This window comes from Actinomadura sp. 7K507 (genome assembly GCF_004348425.1).
In the GTDB taxonomy this organism is placed as follows: Bacteria; Actinomycetota; Actinomycetes; order Streptosporangiales; family Streptosporangiaceae; genus Spirillospora.
This window is the reverse complement of the sequence record NZ_SMKK01000070.1, coordinates 1-23,162: the sequence shown is the minus strand read 5'-3', so window position 1 is coordinate 23,162 and position 23,162 is coordinate 1. Positions and strand designations below refer to the sequence as shown.

Below are 23,162 nucleotides of genomic sequence, written 5' to 3'. Positions count from 1 at the left end.
GGGACGGACCATGACGTATCAGGGCATGCTCGAACGGGCGAGGAAGTTCGAGCGGCAGGGGAAGCACGGGGAGGCCGCGGCCGCCTACAAGGAGGTCGCCGGGGAGATGGAGGGGCGCGGCGACCTGGCGGCCGCCGTCGCGGCGCGGGCGAGGTGCGCGCGGGCGCTGGCCGCCGCGGGCGACACCGGTGCGGCGCACCGGATGCTGGACACCCTCGACCGCGCCGCCGCGTCCATGCCCGCCGAGGTCCGCGCGGGGGTGGACGCGCAGGCGGCGCACGTCCTGGCCGCCGCCGGCCGGACCGGCGAGGCCGCCCGGCGCGCGTGGTCGGCGATGAGCGCGTTCTGGTCACTGCACGATCGCAAGCGCGCCGACGCGGCCGGCGTCCATGCCGCGCGGCTCATCGTCAAGGACGCGGGGGCGCGCGGGGCGCCGCGGCCGCTGCGGGAACTGCTGGCGCAGATGCCGCCGGACGGCGAGGGGCAGCGGCAGGTCGCCAAGCTGCTCGCCGACGCCGAGCGGCGCCCCGACCGGGACTACGACATCCTCGTCTCCGATCCGGACAACGCCTCGTGGGGGCGCCTGGCGGCGGCCCTCGCCGTGGGGGCGCATCTGGCCGTCGGCAACGGGGTGGCGTGGAACAGGCTCGGCGAACAGGACCGGAGTCCCGGTGACGACAAGGTGCTGCTGGAGCGCGACTGGGGCGTCACCGATCACGAGACCTGGCGCGAGCGGATGGACGTGCTGCTCGACGCGCAGAACAGCGATCCCGCGATCCAGATGGTCCTCGACCAGCGCGAAAGGGGCACCGGCCAGCGGGAGTGGCGCGAGGCCGTCGCCGCCTGGTGCCGCGAGCGCGACATCCCGGACGAGACGATCCGGCAGGTCGCCGAGCTGCCGGACCTGATCCTGCGGTACGAGGCGCGCTTCCGGGCGGACGGTCTCCTCAAGCCGGACGGCATCGTCGAGAGCGTCTACGGCTACGACTTCGGGCGCGCGGTCAACATGGCCCGCTGGGGCCTGAACGCCGGCTACTGCGACGCGGAGGAGGCCGAGAAGTGCGTCCTCACGGCCGGCGGGCGCGCCAACCAGGTGTACTCGTCGTGGGGCTCGTTCTCCGCCGGGTACGTCCTCGGGAGGATGCTGCGGTTCGACGACGGCGGGTTCGGCGAATGGTACGAGCGCTCCCTCGCCGGCCACCGCGTCCTCGCCGAGGACCCCGACAGCCCTTGGCGACGCATGGCTTGGGGTTAGCCCCGGCCTAGCCGCCGGCCAGGGCGTCGATGTCGGAGAGGATCGCGCGGCGGCCCTCCTCGTCCAGGGACGAGGCCGTGACGGCGTTGCGGGCCAGGGACGCCAGCCCGGCCCGGTCCAGGCCGAAGACCTCGGCGGCGACGCGGTACTCTCCGGTGAGGGTGGTGTCGAACATCGGCGGGTCGTCGCTGTTGAGGGTGACGAAGAGGCCCTCCTCCAGCATCCTCGGCATGGGGTGGGCGGCGAGATCGGCGACCTGCCCGGTGCGGAGGTTGGACGTCGGGCACACCTCGAGGGGGATCTGCGTCTCGCGCAGGTGCGCGATGAGGCGCGGGTCGTCCATGCAGCTGATGCCGTGGCCGATGCGCTCGGCGCCGAGGCCCTCGATCGCCTCCCAGATCGTCTCCGGCCCGGTCATCTCCCCCGCGTGCGGCAGGCTGCGCAGGCCGGCCGCCCGGGCGGCGGCGAACGCGTCCCGGAAGGCGTCCCGGTGCGGCGGGCGGACCTGCTCGATGCCGCCGATCCCGAATCCGACGAGCGCCTCCGGCGGATGGCCGAGGGCGTGGTCGATGGTGCCGCGGGCGCCCTCGGCGCCGAACTCGCCGGGGATGTCGAAGATGTAGGCGACGCGGATGCCGTGCCGGTCGCGGGCCTCGCGGACGGCGTGGTCGAGCGCCTCGGTGATCGCGGGCATCGGCATCCCGGCCCGCTGGTGGGTGTAGGGAGTGACGGTCAGCTCGACGTAGCGGGCGTTCTGCGCGGCGAGGTCGCGGGCGGTCCCGAGCACGAGCGTCCCGACGTCCTCGGGCGTCCGGATGAGGCTGGAGACGGACTCGTACACCTCGGCGAAGTGCGGGAAGTCGCGGAACTCGTAGAACGCGCGCAGCTCCCGCTCGTCCACCGGGACGGGCCCGTCCGGGTAGCGGCGGGCGAGTTCGAGGACGGTGGGGACCGAGGCGGAGCCCACGAGGTGTACGTGGAGCTCGGCCTTCGGCAGGGCGTCGATGAACGCCTCGATGGATGTGGTTGAGGTGGGCACGCCGCGAAGCTAACAGCCGGTGGACCTGCCATGACAGACGAACCGGCGGAAACTGCCATGAGAATGTCAGAAATGGCGGGGGCGCCCGGGGTACGGCAGGATGGGGCTCGTGCGGGCGGCTCGGCTGATCTCGATGGTGCTGCTCCTGCAGTCGCGGGAGACGATGACCGCGGGTGAGCTGGCGCGGGAGCTGGAGGTCTCGGAGCGCACCGTCTACCGCGACATGGAGGCGCTGTCGGCGGCCGGGGTCCCGGTGTACGCCGACCAGGGCCGCGGCGGCGGCTACCGCCTTGTCGGCGGGTACCGGACGCGGCTGACGGGCCTCACCCGCGAGGAGGCGGAGGCGCTGTTCCTGTCGGGGCTGCCGGGTCCGGCCGGGGACATGGGGCGCGGCGACGCGGTCGCCGCGGCCGAGCTGAAGGTCCTGGCGGCGCTGCCCGCGTCGCTGCGGGACGCGCCGTCGCGGGCGGGGCAGCGGTTCCACCTCGACGCGCCGGGCTGGTTCGGCGGCTCCGGGCCGCCGCCGCTGCTGCGGGACCTCGCGCGGGCCGTGTGGGAGGACGAGCGCGTCGAGCTGCGCTACCGCCGCAAGGACACCGAGGTCACCCGGGAGGCCGAGCCGTACGGGCTGGTGCTGAAGAACGGCACCTGGTACCTGATCGCGCGGGCCGGGGGCGGGCACCGCACGTACCGGGTGGACCGGGTGACGGACGTCCGGCCGACCGGCGCCCTCTTCGAGCGGGACGAGGACTTCGATCTCGCCGGGTACTGGCGGGAGCAGGCGGGGGCGTTCCTGCGGTCGATCCTGCGCGAGGAGGTCACGGTCCGGCTGTCGCCCGCCGGGATGCGGATCCTGCGGTACGCGGTGGAGCCGTACGCGGCGCTCCGGGCGGCCGAGGACGCCGGGGACCCCGACGAGCGGGGGTGGGTGGTGACCACCCTCCCGGTCGAGTCGACGGTCGTCGCGGCGTCCGAGCTGATGCGGCTGGGGCCCGAGGTGGAGGTCCTGGCTCCGCCGGAGCTGCGGGAGCGGATGGCGGACGGCGCCGCCAGGCTCGCCGCACTGTACGCGCCGCGGCGGCCGGGCTGAGCGCGTCCCGCGCGGCTCCGCCGCGTCAGTCCTGCTTGCGGGCGATCGCCTCGCCCAGCTCCTGCTTGCTCATCTTGGAGCGGCCCTGGACGTCGAGGCTCGCGGCCCGGTCGTAGAGTTCCTTCTTGCTGCTGCCCTCGACGTCCACGCCGCCGGCGGACCTGCCGCGGCCGTGGCGGGCGTCGGGGTTCTTGGCCCGGGGGTCGGACGGGCCCTTGCGGCCCTTGGGCACCCACCGGTCGCCGCGCTTCTCGAACTTGTGCTTGAGCGCCGAGTAGGCGGTGCGGTGCGCGCGCTCGCCCTCGCCGTAGGTCTCGGCGGCGGAGTCGTGGGCCTTGGCGAACGTCTCCTGCGCCTCCTTCGCGGAGCGCTGCAGCGTCCCGGGAAGCTCCGACTGGACGGGCTTCCCGCGCTTGATCATCGGCATGGCTCCTCCTTTCACCTCGTTAAACGCCATAACCGGACAGAACCACCCCAAACCAGAACGCCGGCGAGGCCAGTCGATGCCGGCATCGGCGGGCCTCGCCGGCGGCGGGTCTCTAGCGGTATCCGGTCACGTCGGCGGGAAGCCCGGCGTGCTCGACCTCGACGATGTAGCGCCAGGCGTCGGGACGGCTGCCGTCGGCGTCGTCGAACCCGTAGACCTTCGCGAGCCCCCCGCTGGACAGCGAGGCCCCGGTCCAGCGGGCCCGGTCCGGGTCGGCGGCGATGGCCGCGGCGGCGCGGCCGACGAACACCGGGGACTCGGAGATCGCGAAGTGCGGGACCTTCTCCGTGGCGTCGCGCCAGTTCTCCTCGGTGACGCCGAAGTTGTCGAGCATCGCCTCCGAGCGCAGCCATCCGGGCGTCAGCGACAGGGCCGTGGCGCCGTACTGCGCGATCTCCTCGGACTGCGCGAGCGCCATCCGGATCACGGCGCTCTTGGCGAGGTCGTAGAAGTACCCGACGTCCTTGCGGTACTCGGCGTTGTACTCGGCGGTGCCGTCGGTCATCTCGATCACGAGCCCGCCGGGCTCGCGGATCAGCAGCGGCAGCGCGCGGTGGCTCGTGATGGCGTGGGTCTCGATGGCCAGCCGCAGGAGCCGCAGCCCGTCGTCGAGGGACTGCTCCCACAGCGGCTTGCCGAACTGGAACAGGTGGTCGGCGCCCCAGATGTCGTTGACGAGGACGTCCAGGCGCCCCCGCTCCTCGTCGATGCGGCGCACGAGCGCGGTGACCTGTTCCGGGTCGAGGTGGTCGACCTGGACGGCGATTCCCTCGCCGCCCGCGGCGGTCACCGTTTCCGCGGTCTCCTCGATGGTCTCGGGACGGTCCATCTCCGATCGGTGCGACCGGGTGGACCGTCCCGTCACGTAGACGGTCGCGCCCGCGGCGCCGAGCGCGGCCGCGATGCCGCGGCCGGCGCCGCGCGTTCCTCCCGCGACCAGGGCGATCTTTCCCTTCAGTGCACTGCTCATGGAGACGATGCTGGCACCGAAACCTGACACCTCACGTCAGGGTTCCTCCCCCGGCCGGTGATTTTCCGGTCAGGTGAAGATGCTCACCCCGCCGGGGCCGACGAGCAGCCCGACGACGATGAGCACGATCCCCCAGAGAAGGTCGCGGCGGGCGACGATCACGTAGATCCCCGCGATCACGAGGACGACGGCGATGAGCCACAGAATTGTCATCATGGCCCCGGGGGTCCCCGGTAGATTCACAACAAAACCGGCATCTCTTTACGGATGACCGTATTTACCGTTACGGGCGGAGGGGGAGTGGCCTCCCCCTCCGCCGGGATAACGGCGATCACCCGTGCCGCCCGAGGGCGGCGCGGCGGCCGGTCACCAAGTCTTCCGGGTGCGCCCGCGCCCGCGGAAGCGACCTCAGGACCATTTCGGCCCGGCCGCCCTCCTGCTTCAGGACTAGGACCTGTTCAGCTCCACGAATGGTTCAACTCTGCGAACGGCTCAGCCTCAGTACGTTGGCCACGATCCGGTGCCCCGCCCCGCCCGCCGCGGTGAGGATGGACTCGGGGTGGAACTGGACGGCCCAGCGCCGCCGCTCCGGGTCCTCGATCCCCATCACGACGTCCCCGGTCAGCGCCGTCACCTGGAATCCCTTCACCCGGTCGGCCGTGGCGTGCAGCGAGTGGTAGCGGGCCGCGGTGAACTCGTCCGGGAGCCCCTCGAACAGCCCGCCCCCCGAGTCGAGCGGCGTGACCTTCACCTGGCCCGGCTTGCCGTGGGACGGTTCGGGCAGCAGCACCAGCTCGCCGCCCGCGTGCTCGACCATCGCCTGCAGCCCCAGGCAGACGCCGAAGACCGGGAGGCCGCGGGCGTCCAGCGCGTCCAGGAGGGCACCGGCGCCGAAGTCCGCGGGCCGGCCGGGTCCGGGCGACAGCACGACGAGGTCGGGCGCGTGCTCGTCCAGCATCCGCGCCGGGAACCCGTGCCGGAGGGTGACCACGGCCGCGCCCTGCTGGCGGAAGTAGTCGGCGAGGGTGTTGACGAACGAGTCCTCGTGGTCGACGAGGAGCACCTTCAGGCCGTCGCCCGGCTGCGCGGGCAGCGGCGCCTCCTCGGGGACGGCGAACCCGGCGTCCTTCTGGGACGCGGTGAGCGCCCCGAGCAGCGCGCTCGCCTTGAGGTGCGTCTCGCGCTCCTCCTCGTCGGGGTCGGAGTCGTACAGCAGCGTCGCCCCGGCCCGGACGGTCGCGACGCCGTCGCGGATCTGCGCGGTCCGCAGCGTCAGCCCGGTGTTCATCGACCCGTCGAAGCCGACGCATCCGACGGCGCCGCCGTACCAGCGGCGCGGCGCCTCCTCGTGATCCTCGATGAACTGCATCGCCCACGCCTTGGGCGCGCCGGTGACGGTGACCGCCCACATGTGGGTGAGGAACGCGTCGAGCGCGTCGAACCCGGGGCGCAGCCGTCCCTCGATGTGGTCGACGGTGTGGATCAGCCGGGAGTACATCTCGATCTGCCGGCGGCCGAGGACGCGCACGCTGCCCGGCACGCAGATCCGCGACTTGTCGTTGCGGTCCACGTCGGTGCACATGGTCAGCTCCGACTCGTCCTTGGCGGACGACAGGATCGTGCGGATCTGCTCGGCGTCCTCCAGCGCGTCGGCGCCGCGCTTGATCGTCCCGGCGATCGGGCACGTCTCGACCCGGTCGCCGGCGACCCGGACGAACATCTCCGGCGACGCGCCGACCAGGTACTCGCCGGCGCCCAGGTTGAACAGGAACTCGTACGGCGCGGGGTTGGTCTCACGCAGCCGCTCGAAGAACGCGGCGGGCGCGTCGCAGCGGGCGTACATGGCGTGGCCGGGCGTCACCTCGAACAGGTCGCCGCGGACGAACTTCTCCTTGGCGTCCCGCACCATCTGCGCGTACACGCCGGGGACGGGCTGCGCCGGCAGCTCCGCCCCGGCCGGCGGGGCCGGCGTCGGGTCGGTGGCGCGCGGCAGCCCCGCGGTGCTCGCCCCGCCGGCCTCGAACTCGTACGACATCCGGTGCGAGGTCTCGCGCTTGCGGTCCACGACGATCATCTCGTCGGCCAGGTGCAGGACGAGGTCGCGCTGGTCGGCGGGCCGTTCCGACCTCGTCCGCAGCGGCTCGAACTGCAGCGACAGGTCGTACCCGAACGCCCCGTACAGGCCGAGGTGGGGGTCGTCGCAGCGGAACAGGCCGACCACGGCGCGCAGGGCGGTGAAGACCGTCGGCTGGCGGCTGCGCTCCTCCTCGGCGAAGAAGTCCTCCGCGGGCGGGACGAAGACCTCGAACAGGCCCGGCTCGTCGGCCCGCACCTCGCCGGTGCCGCGGAGCACGGCGGCGACGGCGGGCAGCAGGACGCGGCCGCGGCCGTTCAGGGCCCGCACGGCGACCGCGCGGCCGCGGGCGACGATCTCCAGGCAGGGGTCGATGTAGGCCATGTGCCAGCGGCTGTAGCGGCCCGGGTACTCCATTCCGGAGCTGAGGACGCCGCCGCGCCGCTCCCCCACGGAGGCGACGAGGGCGTTCAGCACATCGGACTTGCGCTCGGGATCGACCGGCGTGGCGGTACGGGTGACCCGTACGCCCCCGGCCGTGACGAACTCGCTGGTCAGCGGCTGCTGCTGTGGGACGGTCTCCACCGCGGTGGCCCCTCATTGTCCGGGCCCTGCACCCAGGCGGAGAGCATGAGAAACGACCGCCGGGTGAGGGCGGTCGCCTGGGTCTGAACGTGCTCGAACCGGCGCCGCCTCAGCGGCGCCACCACCACTGGGAGGCTGCGGTTCGCATGCCCGCGAGGCTACCACGGGCGGGGCGCGCAGGATCCGTCCCGTCCGGCGGGCCGTCAAGATGGCCGGGGTGTCCGGAGGCGGACGGGCGGCGCCGCCTGCGGTTTCGCCGGTGGCCGGATCGGGCGCCGGACCGCCGGAAATTATTAGGTTACTTTCCTGTTTATGCCGAACAGACACACGGCCGTGCTGTCGGCCGCCGCGCTCACCGCCGCGCTCGCGGTGGTCGTCACCCCGGGCGCGGCGTCGGCGGCCTGCCATCCGGACGCCCGCGACCTCATGCTGACCTACCAGCCCGTCGACCACACCGTCGCCGACGCGCAGTACCACCTCGCGCGGCTGACCATCGCCAACCACGACCGCCGCTGCGCGCTCGGAAGCGGCGGGTGGGCCCTGTACTTCAACGCCGTCCGGCAGCCCGCCGCCGTGCTCGGGGGCGCGGCGGGCGACATCGCGCGCGAGCAGCTCGCCGGCCAGGGCCTCGCGGTGACCCGGGCGGACGCCGCGCAGAGCGGCGACTTCTACACCCTCAAGCCGGTGGAGGGGTTCGAGGCCGTCGCCCCGGGCGAGCGGCGGGCGATCGACATCAACGTCGAACTGTGGGCGGTCCACAAGTCCGACGCCCCCGCCGGGTGGACGATCGCCTTCGGCGACGGCAAGCCGAGGTGGGTACCGGCCAGGACGCTCCTCGACCCCGCCGACCCCAAGCAGACGACCGCGTTCTCCGGTGACCACCGCCCCGTGGAGACGGCCGCGACCCGGTACGCCGGGAACACCACGCCGAAGATGGACCTCACGCTGAAGCAGAGCCTCGTCCCGCAGCCGCTGTCGGCGACCGCGTCCGGCGGCACGGTCGGGATCGGCGGCCGGTCGCGCGTCTCGGCGCCGCGCTCGCTCCACCGCGAGGAGCGCTACCTGCGCTCCGCGCTGAGCGACGTCGCCCGCGGACGCGGCGCGCCGATCACCCTGAGCGTGGACCCGGACCTGGACGCCGACCGGGACGGCGAGGCCGACCCCGAGGGGTACACGCTCACCGCGACCCGCCGCGGCGTCGAGATCACCGGCGCCGACCGGGCCGGCGTGCTGTACGGAATCCAGACGCTGCGGCAGCTCATCCCCGCCGGCGGCTACGAGGCGGCGGCGCGGGGCCGCCGCGGCTCCACCGCGGACGTCCCCCGCGCCGAGATCGCCGACGCGCCGCTGTTCGGGTACCGGGGCCTGCACATCGACGTGGGCCGCCACTTCGAGAGCGAGCGGACGATCAAGAAGTTCCTCGACCTGATGAGCTTCACCAAGCTCAACAGGCTCCACCTCGGGCTGACCAACGACGAGGGCTGGCGCCTGCAGATCCCGGGGCTGCCCGAGCTGACGGGCTACGGCTCCAGGCGCGCGTTCGACCTGCGGGAGACCGGCGCGCTGCACCAGGGCATGGGGTCGGCCGGCGACCTCGGCCACGGCGACGGGATCTCCGGTAAACCGCGCGGCGAGACGGAAGCCAACCTCGGACGCCGGCCCGCGTACCAGGGCTTCGAGCAGGGCACGCTCAACTTCGTCGGCAAGGGCAGCGGCTTCTACTCGGTCCGGGAGTTCGAGGACATCCTGCGGTACGCGGCCGAACGGCACATCGAGGTCGTCCCCGAGCTGAACTTCCCCGCGCACGCCCGCGCGGCCGTCCAGTCGATGGAGCACCGCCATGAGCGGACCGGCGACGCCACGTACCGGCTGCTCGACCCCGGCGACACCAGCGAGCACGTCAGCGTCCAGTACTACAACGACAATCTCGTGAACCCGTGCCTGGACAGCAGCTACCGGTTCCTCCGCAAGGTCGTGTCCGAGGTGTCGAAGATGTACGGGCGCGCCGGCGTCCCGCTCGGCCGCGTCAACCTCGGCGGCGACGAGCCCCCGGGCCCGCCGGAGGGCTGGTGGTCGGGATCCCCGGCGTGCCGGAACAACCCCGAGACCGCCGGCAGGTCCGGTGAAGAACTGAAGGAGATGTTCTTCACCCGCTGGAACGCCATCGCCCGCGAGGCCGCAGGGAAGACCGCCGGGTGGGAGGACGTCACCGACCCGGAGCGCCCCTTCCGCCTCCCGGGCTTCACCCCGCTGGCCTGGCAGAACGTGTGGGGCTGGGGACGCGAGGACTGGGCGTACCGGTTCGCCAACGAGGGCACGCCCGTGATCCTCGCCCACGCCACCAACCTGTACATGGACCTCGCCTACGACAAGGACCCGGACGAGCCCGGCTACTACTGGGCCGCGTACGTGAACGAGAAGAGCACGTTCACGTACCAGCCGTTCGACGTGTACGCGAACGAGGACCGCTGGGGCAACCCCGTCACGCCGGACCCGTCCTGGACGGAGCTCACCCCCGAGGGCCGCGAGAACATCATCGGCCTGGAGGCCCAGCTGTGGGGCGAGAACGGCAAGACGCCCGAGGTGCGCGAGTACCAGGCGTTCCCCAAGCTCCTCGGCGCCGCCGAGCGGGCCTGGAACCGCGACACACCGGCGCCGGAGGACATGGGCGCCGCGTGGAACGTCTTCGCCAACACGCTGGGCCAGAAGACGTTCCCGCTGCTGTCGTTCTACGAGCCGGTCGGGCTGCCCGGGGAGGGCGTGAACTACCGCGTCCCGCCGCCCGGCGCGAGGATCTCCGGCGGGACGCTGTCGGCGAACGTCCGCAACCCGGGCATGGCCGTCGAGTACTCCACGGACGGCCGCAAGTGGCGGCGGTACGGCGGGCCGGTGGAGGTCGGCGCGTACGCGCTGGCCCGCACCCGCAGCGCGGACGGCCGCACCAGCCGCATCTCACCGGCCGGGGTCCCCGCCTGGGACGCCGGCGGTTCCTACGAGGCCGGCGCACTGGTGAGCCACCAGGGCGAGCTGTTCCGGGCGACCCGCGCGGGCACCGGTGAGGAACCCCGCATCGCCCGGGACCACTGGAGCCTGCTCCAATAGCACGCTCCAGTGGCACCGGGAACGGCGGTTCCCGGACGGCGACGGCCCGGCCGTCCGCGCACGGCGGGCGGCCGGGCCGTCTGACGGGTCAGGCGCGTCCGTACCGGTCCTCAAGGCGCTCGATGTCGTCCTCGTCGAAGTGCCCGAAGGCGATCTCCATGACGCGGACGGCCGGGCCGTCCGAGCTCAGCCGGTGCGTGTCGCCGGCCCGGATCAGCACCCGCTCCCCCACCTCGGGCAGGATGCGGCGCCCGGCCACCTCGAACACCGCGCCGGGGTCGAGCGCCACCCACAGCTCGTCGCGGTCGCGGTGCCGCTGCAGGCTGAGCCGCTGCTCGGGCTCCACATGGATGATCTTCACGGTGGACGGCTCGTTGAGCGTGAAGCGCTCGAAGCTCCCCCAGGGCCGCCGCTCGGTCTCCACGGCCGGTTCGGGCCGCACGTCGGTCTGCGCGTCGGTCTGCGCGGGGGCGTCGGTCTGCACGGTCACCTCGGGTATCGCGGGTCGTCGGTCATCTGCGGGGCGCGGGCGCCGGACACGACCGCCGGCAGCCCGCCGAGGACGAGGTCGACGAGGCCGTCCACGACGTCCTGCCTCGGCACGTCCTCGTCGTGGTCGAGCCACCAGTCGCCGGCCGTCTGCACCATGCCGACGATCGCGTGGCCCCACACGTAGGCGCGGGTCCGGTCCGCCATCTCGCCCTCGGCGATCATCACCTCGGCCAGCTCCCGGCTCACGTCGCGGATCATCGTGCTCATCGCGCTGTGGGTGGCGGTGTCCTCGGCGCTGGCCCGGTGCATCAGGAACCGGTAGAGGTTGAGGTTCTTGGAGATCGTCGACAGGTAGGTGTCGATGGTGGAGCGGGTGCGGTCGCGGATCGGGCCGTCGCTGGAGAACTCCTCGCGGATCCCCTCGATCAGCTTGCGCGTGTGCCGCTCGGCGAGTGCCTGGTAGAGGCCGCTCTTGTCGCCGAAATGGCGGTACAGGATCGGTTTGCTGATCCCCGCCTCGGCGGCGATCGCGGCCATCGACGCCTCCGGGCCCTCCCGCTGGATGACCCGGTCGGCGGCCTCGAGCAGGGCGCGGCGGCGGCCGGGATCCCGCCGTGGTCCCGGGTCCGTCCCGCCCTGCGAACGTGTCATGGACGCAAAGGTATCGGGGGTGTTACCCGGTGACAACACCGCCTGGCCTGCGCGGAACTTCCGCACCGGCGACCTTCCGGCACGCGGCGGCGGCGGATAACGTGATCAGGGTGCGGACGCTCTACACGGTGCGGCTGGAAGGCCTGGCCGCCAATCCCGCCGCCCCGGCCGATCTGCTGCTGCTGATCCTGGAGCGAGCCGAGCATCCGGTGAGGATCGCCCTCCTGCACCGCGCCGGGGTGCCCCGCACCGTGTACGACGCCGCGGCCCGCCACCCGGACCCGCGGACGCGGCGGCTGGTCGCGCGCACCGGTCACGCGCCCGCCGAGATACGGGCGGGCCTCGCCGGCGACCCCGATCCCGGAGTCCGGCTCGCGGTGGCCGCGCGGGCCGAGTCGTGGCAGCGGCCCAAGCCCCTCCCGCCCGACGTCGTGGCGCGGCTGGCCGCCGACCCGGACGCGGAGGTGCGGGACGCGGTCTGCGACACCGAGGATCTCCCGGACGGCATCAGGGCGGCGCTCGCGGCCGACCCCGAGGCCCGGGTCCGGATGGGCGCGCTGCTGGCGTGGCCGGAGCCGCCCGACGAGATCGTCGACGCGGCCATGGCCGACCCGGATCCGGCCGTCCGGCGGCAGGGGATGCTGCTCGCCTGCCACCGGCGGCCCGAGCTGATCGAACCGCTGCTGGCCGCCGGGTGCGACTCCATCATCTCCGACGCCGCGCTGGAGCGCTCCCGGGCGGCCGCGTACTGCCGGGACGCGCGGACGGCGACGCGCGCCGCGATCGCCGCCAACCCGCATCTGCCGCCCGACCTGGTCACCGTCCTCAAGGACGATCCCGAGCACGAGGTGCGCCTCGCCGTGTCGCTGCGCCCGGAACTGTCCGAGACGCAGCGCGCGGCGATCGACTACCACGTCGGGCCCGAGGACAGGCTCAGCCCGCCGGGCTGGTTCTGGAGCCGCCTGGACGACCTCGACCTGATGCGCCGGTACGCCACGTCCGCCCACGTGGGACTGCGCCGGTTCGCCGCCTACAGCCCGCACCTGCCGGCCGACCTCGTCGCACGGCTCGCCGCCGACGGCGACTTCGCCGTCCGGATGCTGCTGTCGGAGCGCCATCCAGACCCGCCCGGCGAGCTGCTGCTCTCGGTCGCCCTGGAGTCGCGGCTCCTCACCCGCCTGGACCGGACCGGCCACCCGAACTTCCCCCGCGCGGGCCTCGCGCGCCTCGCCGGGGACGCCGATCCCGTCGCCCGCGCCCTGGCCCTGCGCGATCCCGTCCTCGGAACCGGGGCCGTCGACCGCCTCAGCCGGGACGCCGACCCGGCGGTGCGCGCGGCGGCGGCGCGCGACGCGCGGCTTCCGCCCGCCCGCCTGCTGGAACTCCTCGACGACCCGGACGCGGCCGGGAGCGCGGCCCGCAACCCCGCCCTCCCCGAGTCGTCGATGAAGCGGATCCTCTACGACGTGGCGATCATCTAGCCGGCCGCGAACGGCGCTACAGGTCGCGGTGGTCGAAGACGCGCCGGGTCTTGCGCTCGCTGCGAGGGAGCGCGCCCATCGGAACCAGGTCCACGTCGACGCGGATACCGGTCTCGGCGCGCAGCCTCTCCGCCAGTTCTCCCGCCAGTCCCGGCCGGTCGTCCGCCTCGACGCGGACCGTCAGCCCGTCGCGCCCCGCGCCGTCCCGGGTCACGTGCGCCTGGAACTCCGGGCCCGCGCCCGGCGTCCCGGCCAGCACCGTGTCCACCTGCGCCGGCAGGAAGATCACGCCGCGCACCTTGATCTGGTCGTCGGAGCGGCCCACGATGCGGCCGATGCGCGGGTGCGGGCTGCCGCACGGGCACGGCTCCCCGTACAGGTAGGACAGGTCCCGGGTCCGGTACCGGAGCAGCGGGGTGGCCTCCTTCGCGAACGTGGTGACCACGATCTCGCCGACCGTCCCGGGCGGGACCGGGGACAGCGTCACCGGATCGACGATCTCCACGTGGTAGTGGTCGGCCCAAACGTGGATGCCGTCCTTGCGGTGGCACTCGACGCCGGCGCCCGGACCCCACAGCTCGGTCAGCCCGTACAGGTCGTAGGCGGGGACGCCGAGCAGCGACTCGATCCGCGCGCGGGTGCCGTCGCCCCAGCGTTCGGAGCCGCTGATCCCCACCCGCAGCGACAGCTCGCCGCGGATCCCGCGCCGCTCCACCAGTTCGGCGATGAGCAGGGTGAACGACGCGGTGGCGCAGAGCACCGTGGTCCCCGCCTCGCGCATCATCTCCAGCTGCAACTCGGTGTTGCCCGGCCCGGTGGGGACGACCATCGCGCCGAGCCGCTCGGCGGCCTCCTGGAACCCGATGCCCGCCGTCCACAGCCCGTACCCGACCATCGGCTGCACCCGGTCGTGCGGGGTCACGCCCGCGTACCGGAGGCTGCGGGCGCACATCTCCAGCCAGTCGTCGATGTCGCGGGCGGTGTAGGCGCAGATGGTGCGCCGCCCCGTGGTGCCGGACGAGGAGTGGATGCGGACGATCCGCTCGGCCGGGACGGCCGCGTAGTCCAGGAAGTGCGCCTCGCGGATCTCCCCCTTGACGGTGAACGGGAGCCGGGCCAGGTCGCCGGCGTGCCGGATCGACGACGGCTCGACCCCCGCCGCGTCGAGCTTGGCGCGCAGGAAGGCAGAGCCGCTGTAGGCGCGGCCGACCGCCTCCCGCAGCGCCGCGGGATCCGGTGAGCCGCCGGACGGGGATGGCCGGGAGGTCGTCATTTCGTCACCACCTGGGAGTCGGGAAGTCCGGAGGCCGGGCGAGGGCTCGGGCATGCGCGCCGTCACCGCCGCACCAGCAGCCGCTCCGGGCCGCGGAAGTCGAGCGTCGGCTGCCAGGTCACGTCGTCCTCGGCGAGCCGCAGTCCCGGGAAGCGCTCGAACAGCCGGGGCAGCACGACCTCCATCTCGGCGCGCGCCAGCGCCGCGCCCAGGCAGAAGTGCGCGCCGTGCGAGAACGCCAGGTGCGGGTTGGGCGAGCGGGCGATGTCGAAGCGGCCGGGGTCGCCGAACACGTCCGGGTCGCGGTTGGCGGCGCCCAGCAGCAGGACGACCGGGTCGCCCGCTACCAGCTCCATGCCGCCCACGTCGCGGTCGCGGGCCGCGACGCGGGCGGCGATCTGCACCGGTCCCTCGTAGCGGAGCATCTCCTCGGTCGCCGAACCCAGCAGGGAGAGGTCGCCGGTCAGCAGCTCGCGCTGGCCGGGATGGCGGAGCAGGGCCAGGATCCCGTTGCTGAGCATGTTGGCGGCGGTCTCATGCCCGGCCGTCATCAGGAACAGCGTGTTCGCGGCCAGTTCGTCGAACGACAGCCGGTCGCCGTCGCCGCCGGCCCCGATCATCGTGCTGAGCAGGTCCGGCCCCGGGTCGGCGCGGCGCTCGTCCGCCAGCCGGGCCACCAGCCCGCGCAGCCGCGCCACGCTGCCGGCGGCGCGGCGGGCCATCCGCGGGGTGAGGGTCCCCGAGCCGACGACCATGACCAGGTCTCGCGCCCAGGACCGGAACGCGTCCCGGTCGGCCTCGGGGACCCCCAGCAGCGCGGCGATCACGATCGCGGGCAGCGGGTGGGCGAGGCCGCGGTGGACGTCCATGACGCCGTGGCGGTCGAGGGCGTCCAGCAGCCTGTCGGTCGCCGCCGCCATGGCGGGCTTGGCGAGCTCGATCGTGCCTGGCGTGAACGCCCCCGCCATGAGCCGCCGCAGCCGGCGGTGGGCGGGCCCGTCCTGGAAGACGAGGATGTCGCGCATCGTCCGTTCGAGGAGCGCCGCCTCCGCGCGGGCCTGCGGCGGCAGGGGGCGCAGGATCGCCGAGACCCGGCCGGAACGCAGGTCCCGGTCCAGGAGCGCCTCCCGGACGTCGTCGTGGCGGAAGAGCACCCGCGCGGGCGGACGCCCGGCGTCCGCGGCGGCGCGGACCTCGTGATAAATGGTGTAGGGGTCCCGCAGCCCGGCCGGGCTCGCCAGCTCCCGCAGCAGCGCCCTCATCGCGGCCCCTCCTCGGTCCAGGCCAGCAGCCGGGCGCGGGCCAGCAGGAACAGGCGGTCGAGGACGAAGCCGATCGCGCAGATCATGACCACCGCCACGTACATGTCGGCGGTGGCGAGCGTGCGGTAGGCGACCGCCATGTCGTGGCCGAGCCCGTCGGCGGCCACGATCAGCTCCGCGACGAACACCCCGCTGATCGCGCCGACCAGGCCGATGCGGGCGCCGGTCAGGATGCCGGGCAGCGCCGCGGGCAGCACCACCCGCACCAGGACTCCGGCCCGGGACGTGCCCAGCCCGCGCGCCGACCACACCATCGACGGCTCGACCCGGGACGAGGCGGCGGTGGTGGCCAGCAGGACCGGGAACACCGCCTCGGCGAAGCCCATCGCCACCTTGGACGCCGTGCCGAGCCCGAACAGGATGACGAGGGCCGGGTAGACCGCGACCTTGGGCGTGGGGAACAGGAACGAGACCACGGGGCGGAACATGAGCCGGACCGTCCGCACCCGTCCCATCAGCAGGCCCAGCGGCACGCCGGCGGCCAGGGCCAGGCCGAACGAGGCCAGGACGCGGCCGAGCGTGATCCTGCTCGCCTCCAGGAGCGTTCCCTCCTCCCAGGCGGTCCGCGCCCGGTCCCAGACACGCTCGGGAGACGGCAGCGTGAAGGGGGTGAACAGCCCGGATCCCGCCACGACCTCCCACGCCACCACCACCAGCACCACCGGGTAGGCGTACACGGCCGCCTTCGCCGCGACGCCGGCGACTCCGCGCCGCCGCCGGACGTCCACCGCCTCCGTGACCGCCTCCGTCACGGGGGCGGGGGCCGGCCGCGCCGCCATCAGATCTCCCCGTCCAGCCACCGCAGCGCCCGCCGGACCGCCTGGACGTACGCCGTGTCCAGCAGGAACCCGATCCCCGCGATGACGGTGGCCGTCGCCCAGACACGCAGCGTGTCGCCCTGGTCGTAGTAGCCGAACAGGTAGGCGCCGATGCCGGACTGGCGGATCATCAGCTCCGCCGCCATCAGCGCGAAGATGGACACGCCGATCGCCATCCGCATGCCGGACAGCACCTGGGGCAGCGCCGCGGGCAGCACCACCCGCACCAGGACACCGGCCCGGGACGTGCCCAGCCCGCGCGCCGACCAGGCCAGCTGGGGCGGGACCGCGCCGGCGCCGTGGAAGCTCGCGATGACGATCGGGATCAGGCAGGCGAGCACCACGATGATCACCCGGGCGGTGGTGCCGGCGCCGAACAGCAGCACCAGGACCAGCGTCAGCGCCACCTTCGGCACCGGATAGCTCATCGTCAGCACCGGCTCCACGGCGCGCCGTACCAGGCTCGACCTGGCCATCACGATCCCCAGCGGCACTCCGGTCAGGACGGCGAGGGCGAAGCCCAGCCCCCACCGGTACGCCGAGCCGCCGACCTCGGAGGCGAAGGCCGGGTCGGTCAGCACCGCACCGGTCTCCGCGAGCACCCGGCTGAACGGCGGGACGCTGGTGTCGCGGACCAGGCCGAGCCTGGGCGCCGCCTCCCACACGAGCAGCAGGAGCGCCACCCCCGCCGGAGGCAGCAGCAGCGCGGCCGCCAGCCCGCCCTCCGGCGCGCCGCTCGTGCCGGGCCGTGCCGTTTCAGCCGCCATCGCCCGGCCCGCCGTCGCCCGACCCGTCGTCACGGAGCAGTTCCCATATCTTGCGGTGCAGCACCGGGTAGGCGGGGTCGGCCATCATCCGCTCCCGGTCCCGGGGGCGCTCCAGGCCGACGTCGAGCACGGCCTTGACGCGTGCCGGCCGGTGCGAGAACACGTAGATCCGGTCGGACAGGTAGATGGCCTCCTCGACCGAGTGGGTCACGAACAGCACGGTCTTGCGGGTGCGCTCCCAGATCCTCATCAGCTCGGCCTGCAGCACCGCGCGGGTCTGCGCGTCCAGGGCGCCGAAGGGCTCGTCCATCAGCAGCAGGTCGGGGCCGGTGGCCAGGGTGCGGGCGATGGCGACGCGCTGCTTCATCCCGCCGGACAGCTCTTTGGGATAGAGCTTGTCCATGCCTTCCAGGTTCACCATCTCCAGGTAGTGGCGGGCGCGTTCGACGCGCTCCGCCCGTCCCATGCCCTGGCGGGCCAGGCCGTAGGCGACGTTGCCCAGCACGGTCTTCCACGGGAAGAGCGCGAACTCCTGGAAGACGATGCCGCGCTCCGGCCCGGGGCCGCGTACCGGTTCGCCGTCGTAGTCGACGGTCCCCCGGGACGCCTTGACGAACCCCCCGACGATGTAGAGGAACGTCGACTTCCCGCACCCGGACGGCCCGACGATCGACACGAACTCGCCTGGACCGACGCCCGCGTCGATGGACTCCAGTGCCCGGACCGGGTCGCGGCCGCGTCGTGTGAAGACCTTCCCGACGTCCTCCGCCAGCACCTTCGCCGAGTCCGTCGCCTGGCCCTCCGCCGTGACGGTGCCGGGGCGCGCGCCGCGCCTAGCCACGGGTCCCGTCGGTGATCGATACGTTCACGAGGTGGTCTCGCACTTTGAGGCTCTTGCTGAACGCGCCCTGCTCGTGGAAGAAGTCCCACTGCTTCTGCACGGCGGCGACGCTGATCGTGCCGCCGGCCGGACGGTAGAAGTCGTCCTTGGTGAGCAGGAACTTCTCGAGCACGTCCGCGGGGATCTTGGTCGCCTTGCTGCTGGCGGCGACGACGGCGTCCCGGTTCGCCGGGTCGGCGACGTATCTGGAGACGGCGGCGAAGTCGTCCATGAAGCACTTCACCGCTTCCGGGTTGTCCTTGACGTACTCCCCGCGGAACCCCTGCAGCAGCTGGACGAACGGGTCGATCACATCGACGACCCGGAACAGCGGGCGGTAGCCCCCGGCTGCGGTGAGCTGCGAGTAGAACGGCTGCGGGAACGTGCCGAACACGAACCTTCCGGCCTGGATGCCCTCCACCACCTGGCCGAACGGGACCTCGACCTTCTTGTAGTCCTTGCCGGGCTCCAGCCCGGCCCTCGCCTTGAGGTAGTGGTTCTGGATGTAGTCGGTCGACGCGCCGGCCGCGACCGTCGACAGGGTCTTGCCGCGCAGGTCGGCGGGTGAGGCGATGCTCTCCGGCACCATGTACGCGGTGGAGAAGTGGGAGCGCCGCTCCTCGATGAACTCGCCGGTGATGACGATGTCGGCGCCCTTGTCGAGGCCGTTCGCCACCGAGAGCCCGCCGACGGTGGCCCCGTCGAGCGTCCCGGCCGCCAGCCCCTGCACGCCGGGCGCGGTGCCGGCGAACTGCTGCCAGTCGACCTTGTAGCACTTCCCGAGGTTGGGGGCGACCTGCGGAGTCGCCATCATCACGTATTTGATCTCTTCGGCCGGGACGCCCCAGCCCATCTTGATGGTGGGCGTCCCGCCTCCCCCGTCGCCACCGCATGCCGCGGCCAGCAGCGCGAGACCCGCCAACGTCGCAAACCCTCGGCGCATCCGCCGCGTCCTCTCCACTCGTCGTGCGCCGCCCGGCAGGGCGGCGGCCTGACCCGCCGCGACGATCCCCCGGCCCCGTGGTCCGCCTGCTCCGTGGTCCGCCTGCTCCGTGGTCCGCCGCCTGCCCGCACTCAATCTGACGGCGGCGCGCACGCCTTGTCGATACGCCGGTTCGGGTATCCGCGCGTACTCCATGTGACGTACGGGCGCGGACTCGCCAGGTCACGCCGCCCTGGTGAGCGAGGGAGCCATCGGGAGACCGGAGCGAACCGGCCGCGGCCGCCGGCGTGATAGCGTGCCGACGAAGCTAAATGATAGTTAGATATCATTTGCTCCCGCCACTGAAGGCGCCCGGTCGCGCCGCGACCGTTCGACCGCTCCCACGGAGGTTCCACGTATGCCCGCTGCTCGCTCCCGATCCGCCGGGGAAGGCGCGGCCACGCCGGTACGGGCGAATACCGTCGTGGCGGTCCTCGCCTTCGCCGGGATCGTCGTCGCGCTGATGCAGACCCTGGTGATCCCGATCGTTCCGGACCTGCCCGGGCTGCTGAACGCCTCCGCGTCGGACGCGACCTGGGCCGTCACGGCCACGCTGCTCGGCGGTGCCGTCGCCACACCGGTGATGGGCCGGCTGGGCGACATGTACGGCAAGCGGCGCATGCTGCTGTTCAGCCTGCTCATGATGGTGGGAGGCTCGGTCGTCGCCGGCTTCAGCGACTCGCTGATCCCGATGATCGCCGGACGGACCATGCAGGGGCTGTCGGCCGGTGTCATCCCGCTCGGCATCAGCGTCATGCGCGACGTGCTGCCGCGGGAACGGCTCGCCTCCGCCACCGCGCTGATGAGCGCCTCCCTCGGTGTCGGCGGCGCGCTGGGCATGCCCGCCGCCGCGCTCATCGCGGACAGCCTCGACTGGCACGCGCTGTTCTGGATCTCCGCCGCCCTCGGCGCCGTCGCCCTCCTGCTGGTCGCGGTGCTGGTGCCGGAGTCCGAGGTGCGTACCGGCGGACGGTTCGACCTGATCGGCGCCGTGGGGCTGTCGGCCGGTCTGCTCTGCACGCTGCTGGCCATTTCCAAGGGCGCCGACTGGGGCTGGTCGAGCGGGACCACCCTCGGCCTCCTCGCGGCGGCCGCCGTCATCCTCGTGGTGTGGGGCCTCTGCGAGATGAGGATCCGCGAGCCGCTGGTGGACCTGCGCACCAGCGTGCGCCGTCAGGTGCTGGTCACCAACATCGCCTCGATCGCGATGGGCTTCTCCATGTTCGCGATGTCACTGGTCATCCCGCAGATCCTGCAGCTGCCCGAGGCGACCGGGCACGGTCTGGGCACCTCGCTGCTCGTCGCGGGCCTGGCCATGGCTCCGTCCGGCCTGGTGATGATGGCCGTGGCCCCGATCGCCGGGCGCGTCTCCCGGACCGCGGGCCCGAAGGCCACCCTGATGACCGGTTCGCTGATCGTGGCCGCCGGTTACGGCCTGAACATCATGCTGATGGCCGAGATCTGGCACTTCGTACTGATCTCCTGCATCATCGGCGCCGGCATCGGCTTCGCCTACGGCGCGATGCCCGCGCTCATCATGGGAGCGGTGCCAGCGTCGGAGACGGGCGCGGCCAACAGCCTCAACACCCTGATGCGGTCCCTCGGCACCTCGGCCTCCAGCGCGCTCGCCGGCGTCATCCTGGCCCAGATGACCACCAGCTTCGGGCCGGCCGTCGTGCCCACCGAGAACGCTTTCAAGACGGTCATGGCCGTCGGCGCGGGCGCCGCCGTCCTGGCCTTCCTCGTCGCGGCCCTCAATCCCCGCCACCGCGACGGCGCCGGACCGGAACGGCCGGCGGCAGCGGACTCGCGGCGTCCGGAGCCAGCGCGTCGAGGATGAGCACGACGTAGCGCCGCCAGCCGCCTTCCCGGGGGTCCATGGTCCAGAGCACGCTGGTGAGCATGCTCATGATCCGGCGGAGGTCGTCCATGACGAGGTCGGCGCGGATGAGGCCGTCCCGCTGGCCCCGCAGCAGGAGCGGGGCCAGCGCCTCGAAGAAGCGGTCGCCTGCGCCCGCGGTGAGGGCGCCCGAATCCCTGGCCGCCGCCATCGTGTTGTAGTCCCGGGCGATCTGGGAAACGGTGGCCTCCAGGACGTCGGCCAGCCCGCGCCGGGGGTCCTCGTCGAGCAGCGCCCGCTCGATGACGGGCGCGAGCCCTTCGGAGAAGTTCTGGTCGAGGATCGCCCGGACGAGAACCGTCTTGTCGGGGAACCGCCGGTAGAGCGTCGCTATCCCCACCCCCGCGCGGCGGGCGATCTCGTCGAGCGGCGCGCCGGGGCCCTGCTCGGCGTAGACCTCCCGCGCCGCCCGCAGGATCTTCTCCGAGTTGCGCGCCGCGTCGGCGCGCAGCGGCCTGGACACATCGTCGGTCACCAGCGCATGGTATCAAATGATAGTCAACTATCATCTGATGGTCCCGGGGTCGGGCCGGACGGCCGGTGCCGCGATGAGCGGCGTGACATGGCGCTCCGCCGCGGTGGGGCAATCTTGATCACTTCGGGTCTCGACATATCACACGGAAGTCGGCAAAATTCCAGGTTGTGACACCCCTCACGCGGTCGGGGTGCCGCACTGCCGTCCGGGTGGAATGGGGTGAGCGGGCATCACTCGTCCGGTAGCGGAAGAACGCTGGTTCGACCCACCCCGGGATGACGCCGAGTGCGCGCTCTTCTGCCTGCCCTACGCCGGCGGCGGCGTGACCGCGTACTGGTCGTGGCGGCGCGGGTTCCCCGCCGCCGTCGACCTGCAGCCGCTCAAGGCGCCCGGCCGGGACGGGCGGGCCGGCGAGCCGCCGGAGACGCCGTCCGTCCCCGAGATCGCGGCGGCGGTGGCGCGCCGGGCACGGGGTCCCTACGCGCTTTACGGGCACAGCATGGGCGCCCGTTTCGCTTTCGAGGTGCTGCGCGAGCTCCGCCGGACGGGCGCGCCGATGCCGGTCCGGCTGTTCGTCGGCGCGGCCCTCCCGCCCCACCTCCCCGAGCCGCTGGCCCGGCTGGCGAACCTGCCCGAGGCCGACTTCGTCGAGCAGCTCATCGACCGCGCGGGAGCGCCGCCGGGCCTGCGCGACGAGCCCGAACTGCGAGCCCTGGCCCTGCCCGCGCTGCGCGCGGACTTCGCGTGGATCAAGGCGTACCGGTACCGGCCGGAGCCGCCCTTGGACGTCCCGGTCACGGCGTTCGCGGGGTCGGACGACCGGGAGTTCCCCCCGGCGAAGATGGCGGGCTGGGCCAGGCACACCACGTCGGGATTCCGCCTGCACACCCTGGCGGGCGGGCACATGTTCCTGCACGACCAGGCCGAACGGATGGCCGCGATCATCGCGGCGGACCTGACCGGCGAGGACGGCCACGCCTCCGCGCCGCCGGAGGACGACGAGGTGCACGTCTGGCTCGCGACGCGGCGCGAGTGCCTGCGGCGATACGGCGCAGTGCCCGGCCTCCACATCGGCACCGCCGGATCGGCGGGTCTCACCGTCGCCGCGGTCACGCGGGGCCGGCGCGCGGGCGTCGCCGTGGAACGCGTGCCGCCTCCCGACGGCGTGGACGAGAGCCTCTTCGGCCCGGCGGAGCGGGCCGACCTCGAAGCCGAGCCCGCGGAGACGAGGCTCCTGTCCGCGGTGAGCCTTCAAGTGGCAAAGAAGGCGGTCATGCGGGCCGCCGGCGACCCGGCCTGCGACCCCGCCGGTCTCGGGTTCGCCCGGCGCGACGCGGCCGAGCCGTGGCGGCCCGAGGCGGCCCCGGGGATGGAACGGCTGGAGGCGTGGCGGGTCACTCATCTCCCCGTACCGGGAGGGGTCGCGGCCGTGGCCGTGGCACGTGACGGATGGCGGCTCCGGTTCGAGATCCCCGGGGAGGCCCGGTGACCGAGGCGCCGGCCGTCCCACCCCCTCCCC

General features: G+C 73.3%; 20 protein-coding genes. 6 read left to right on the top strand and 14 right to left on the bottom strand.

Going from position 1 to position 23,162, the window contains the following annotated elements:
• Positions 1-10 precede the first annotated feature (10 nt).
• Positions 11-1,255: a DUF1266 domain-containing protein gene (locus E1285_RS17745; RefSeq protein WP_132153384.1), complete on the top strand. Its 1,245-nt coding sequence runs from the start codon at positions 11-13 to the stop codon at positions 1,253-1,255.
• Positions 1,256-1,262: 7 nt separating this feature from the next.
• On the opposite strand, the gene add is transcribed toward E1285_RS17745, so the two are convergent.
• Positions 1,263-2,294 carry an adenosine deaminase gene (gene add, locus E1285_RS17740; protein WP_132153382.1) on the bottom strand — a complete coding sequence of 344 codons (1,032 nt, stop codon included), beginning with the start codon at positions 2,292-2,294 and terminating at the stop codon, positions 1,263-1,265.
• Positions 2,295-2,403: 109 nt separating this feature from the next.
• On the opposite strand from add, the gene E1285_RS17735 reads away from it, so the two are divergent.
• Positions 2,404-3,384, top strand: a complete 981-nt coding sequence (locus E1285_RS17735; RefSeq protein ID WP_132153380.1) for a YafY family protein — start codon at positions 2,404-2,406, stop codon at positions 3,382-3,384.
• Positions 3,385-3,409: 25 nt separating this feature from the next.
• On the opposite strand, the gene E1285_RS17730 is transcribed toward E1285_RS17735, so the two are convergent.
• The 4 genes from E1285_RS17730 to E1285_RS17720 form a co-directional block, all read right to left on the bottom strand.
• Positions 3,410-3,811, bottom strand: coding sequence for a ChaB family protein (locus tag E1285_RS17730; RefSeq protein ID WP_132153378.1), 402 nt, complete (start codon positions 3,809-3,811; stop codon positions 3,410-3,412).
• 112 nt (positions 3,812-3,923) lie between these two features.
• The gene (locus E1285_RS17725) at positions 3,924-4,841 is read right to left on the bottom strand and encodes an SDR family oxidoreductase (RefSeq protein WP_132153376.1); all 918 of its coding nucleotides are present in this window, start codon (positions 4,839-4,841) and stop codon (positions 3,924-3,926) included.
• Positions 4,842-4,910: 69 nt separating this feature from the next.
• Positions 4,911-5,057, bottom strand: a complete 147-nt coding sequence (locus E1285_RS45655) for a GPGG-motif small membrane protein (protein ID WP_165966046.1) — start codon at positions 5,055-5,057, stop codon at positions 4,911-4,913.
• Positions 5,058-5,316: 259 nt separating this feature from the next.
• Complete coding sequence (locus E1285_RS17720) at positions 5,317-7,500, bottom strand: anthranilate synthase component I (RefSeq protein WP_132153374.1); 2,184 nt, start codon at positions 7,498-7,500, stop codon at positions 5,317-5,319.
• 312 nt (positions 7,501-7,812) lie between these two features.
• On the opposite strand from E1285_RS17720, the gene E1285_RS17715 reads away from it, so the two are divergent.
• The gene (locus E1285_RS17715) at positions 7,813-10,602 is read left to right on the top strand and encodes a family 20 glycosylhydrolase (RefSeq protein WP_132153372.1); all 2,790 of its coding nucleotides are present in this window, start codon (positions 7,813-7,815) and stop codon (positions 10,600-10,602) included.
• Positions 10,603-10,690: 88 nt separating this feature from the next.
• On the opposite strand, the gene E1285_RS17710 is transcribed toward E1285_RS17715, so the two are convergent.
• Both E1285_RS17710 and E1285_RS17705 read right to left on the bottom strand, forming a co-directional pair.
• Entirely contained in the window at positions 10,691-11,092 is a 402-nt protein-coding gene (locus E1285_RS17710) for a phosphomannose isomerase type II C-terminal cupin domain (protein WP_132153370.1), read from the bottom strand.
• A complete protein-coding gene (locus E1285_RS17705) occupies positions 11,089-11,745 on the bottom strand; it encodes a TetR family transcriptional regulator (RefSeq protein WP_132153368.1) in 657 nt (218 codons plus the stop codon). The genes E1285_RS17710 and E1285_RS17705 overlap by 4 nt, the downstream gene beginning before the upstream one ends.
• 110 nt (positions 11,746-11,855) lie before the next feature.
• Here E1285_RS17705 and E1285_RS17700 point away from each other — a divergent pair, with 110 nt between their 5' ends.
• Positions 11,856-13,226, top strand: a complete 1,371-nt coding sequence (locus E1285_RS17700; protein WP_132153366.1) for an LRV domain-containing protein — start codon at positions 11,856-11,858, stop codon at positions 13,224-13,226.
• Between the two features lie 16 nt (positions 13,227-13,242).
• Here E1285_RS17700 and E1285_RS17695 read toward each other — a convergent pair whose 3' ends face one another.
• The 6 genes from E1285_RS17695 to E1285_RS17670 all read right to left on the bottom strand — a co-directional run bounded on the left by E1285_RS17695 (position 13,243) and on the right by E1285_RS17670 (position 19,229).
• Positions 13,243-14,499, bottom strand: coding sequence for a phenylacetate--CoA ligase (locus E1285_RS17695; protein ID WP_132153364.1), 1,257 nt, complete (start codon positions 14,497-14,499; stop codon positions 13,243-13,245).
• A gap of 62 nt (positions 14,500-14,561) precedes the next feature.
• Entirely contained in the window at positions 14,562-15,761 is a 1,200-nt protein-coding gene (locus E1285_RS17690; RefSeq protein WP_132153362.1) for a cytochrome P450, read from the bottom strand.
• Complete coding sequence (locus tag E1285_RS17685) at positions 15,758-16,600, bottom strand: ABC transporter permease (protein ID WP_132153360.1); 843 nt, start codon at positions 16,598-16,600, stop codon at positions 15,758-15,760. Before E1285_RS17685 ends, E1285_RS17690 begins: the two co-directional genes overlap by 4 nt.
• A complete protein-coding gene (locus E1285_RS17680; RefSeq protein WP_132153358.1) occupies positions 16,600-17,406 on the bottom strand; it encodes an ABC transporter permease in 807 nt (268 codons plus the stop codon). The genes E1285_RS17685 and E1285_RS17680 overlap by 1 nt, the downstream gene beginning before the upstream one ends.
• Positions 17,396-18,247 (bottom strand): ABC transporter ATP-binding protein, encoded by an 852-nt coding sequence (locus E1285_RS17675; RefSeq protein ID WP_132153356.1) that lies wholly within the window; start codon positions 18,245-18,247, stop codon positions 17,396-17,398. The genes E1285_RS17680 and E1285_RS17675 overlap by 11 nt, the downstream gene beginning before the upstream one ends.
• Positions 18,240-19,229: an ABC transporter substrate-binding protein gene (locus tag E1285_RS17670; protein WP_165966659.1), complete on the bottom strand. Its 990-nt coding sequence runs from the start codon at positions 19,227-19,229 to the stop codon at positions 18,240-18,242. The genes E1285_RS17675 and E1285_RS17670 overlap by 8 nt, the downstream gene beginning before the upstream one ends.
• 397 nt (positions 19,230-19,626) lie before the next feature.
• Between E1285_RS17670 and E1285_RS17665 the strand changes: the two genes are divergently transcribed.
• Positions 19,627-21,108: an MFS transporter gene (locus tag E1285_RS17665; protein WP_132153352.1), complete on the top strand. Its 1,482-nt coding sequence runs from the start codon at positions 19,627-19,629 to the stop codon at positions 21,106-21,108.
• Here E1285_RS17665 and E1285_RS17660 read toward each other — a convergent pair.
• A complete protein-coding gene (locus tag E1285_RS17660) occupies positions 21,023-21,643 on the bottom strand; it encodes a TetR/AcrR family transcriptional regulator (RefSeq protein WP_207946636.1) in 621 nt (206 codons plus the stop codon). The genes E1285_RS17665 and E1285_RS17660 overlap by 86 nt on opposite strands.
• 229 nt (positions 21,644-21,872) lie before the next feature.
• On the opposite strand from E1285_RS17660, the gene E1285_RS17655 reads away from it, so the two are divergent.
• Positions 21,873-23,132: a thioesterase domain-containing protein gene (locus tag E1285_RS17655; RefSeq protein WP_347814084.1), complete on the top strand. Its 1,260-nt coding sequence runs from the start codon at positions 21,873-21,875 to the stop codon at positions 23,130-23,132.
• The last annotated feature ends 30 nt before the right edge of the window (positions 23,133-23,162 follow it).

Coding starts and splice junctions, on each gene's coding strand:
- E1285_RS17745 (WP_132153384.1), top strand. CDS start 11: ATGACGTATCAGGGCATGCTCGAACGGGCGAGGAAGTTCGAGCGGCAG.
- E1285_RS17730 (WP_132153378.1), bottom strand. CDS start 3,811: ATGCCGATGATCAAGCGCGGGAAGCCCGTCCAGTCGGAGCTTCCCGGG.
- E1285_RS17725 (WP_132153376.1), bottom strand. CDS start 4,841: ATGAGCAGTGCACTGAAGGGAAAGATCGCCCTGGTCGCGGGAGGAACG.
- E1285_RS45655 (WP_165966046.1), bottom strand. CDS start 5,057: ATGATGACAATTCTGTGGCTCATCGCCGTCGTCCTCGTGATCGCGGGG.
- E1285_RS17715 (WP_132153372.1), top strand. CDS start 7,813: ATGCCGAACAGACACACGGCCGTGCTGTCGGCCGCCGCGCTCACCGCC.
- E1285_RS17705 (WP_132153368.1), bottom strand. CDS start 11,745: ATGACACGTTCGCAGGGCGGGACGGACCCGGGACCACGGCGGGATCCC.
- E1285_RS17695 (WP_132153364.1), bottom strand. CDS start 14,499: ATGACGACCTCCCGGCCATCCCCGTCCGGCGGCTCACCGGATCCCGCG.
- E1285_RS17690 (WP_132153362.1), bottom strand. CDS start 15,761: ATGAGGGCGCTGCTGCGGGAGCTGGCGAGCCCGGCCGGGCTGCGGGAC.
- E1285_RS17685 (WP_132153360.1), bottom strand. CDS start 16,600: ATGGCGGCGCGGCCGGCCCCCGCCCCCGTGACGGAGGCGGTCACGGAG.
- E1285_RS17680 (WP_132153358.1), bottom strand. CDS start 17,406: ATGGCGGCTGAAACGGCACGGCCCGGCACGAGCGGCGCGCCGGAGGGC.
- E1285_RS17670 (WP_165966659.1), bottom strand. CDS start 19,229: ATGCGCCGAGGGTTTGCGACGTTGGCGGGTCTCGCGCTGCTGGCCGCG.
- E1285_RS17665 (WP_132153352.1), top strand. CDS start 19,627: ATGCCCGCTGCTCGCTCCCGATCCGCCGGGGAAGGCGCGGCCACGCCG.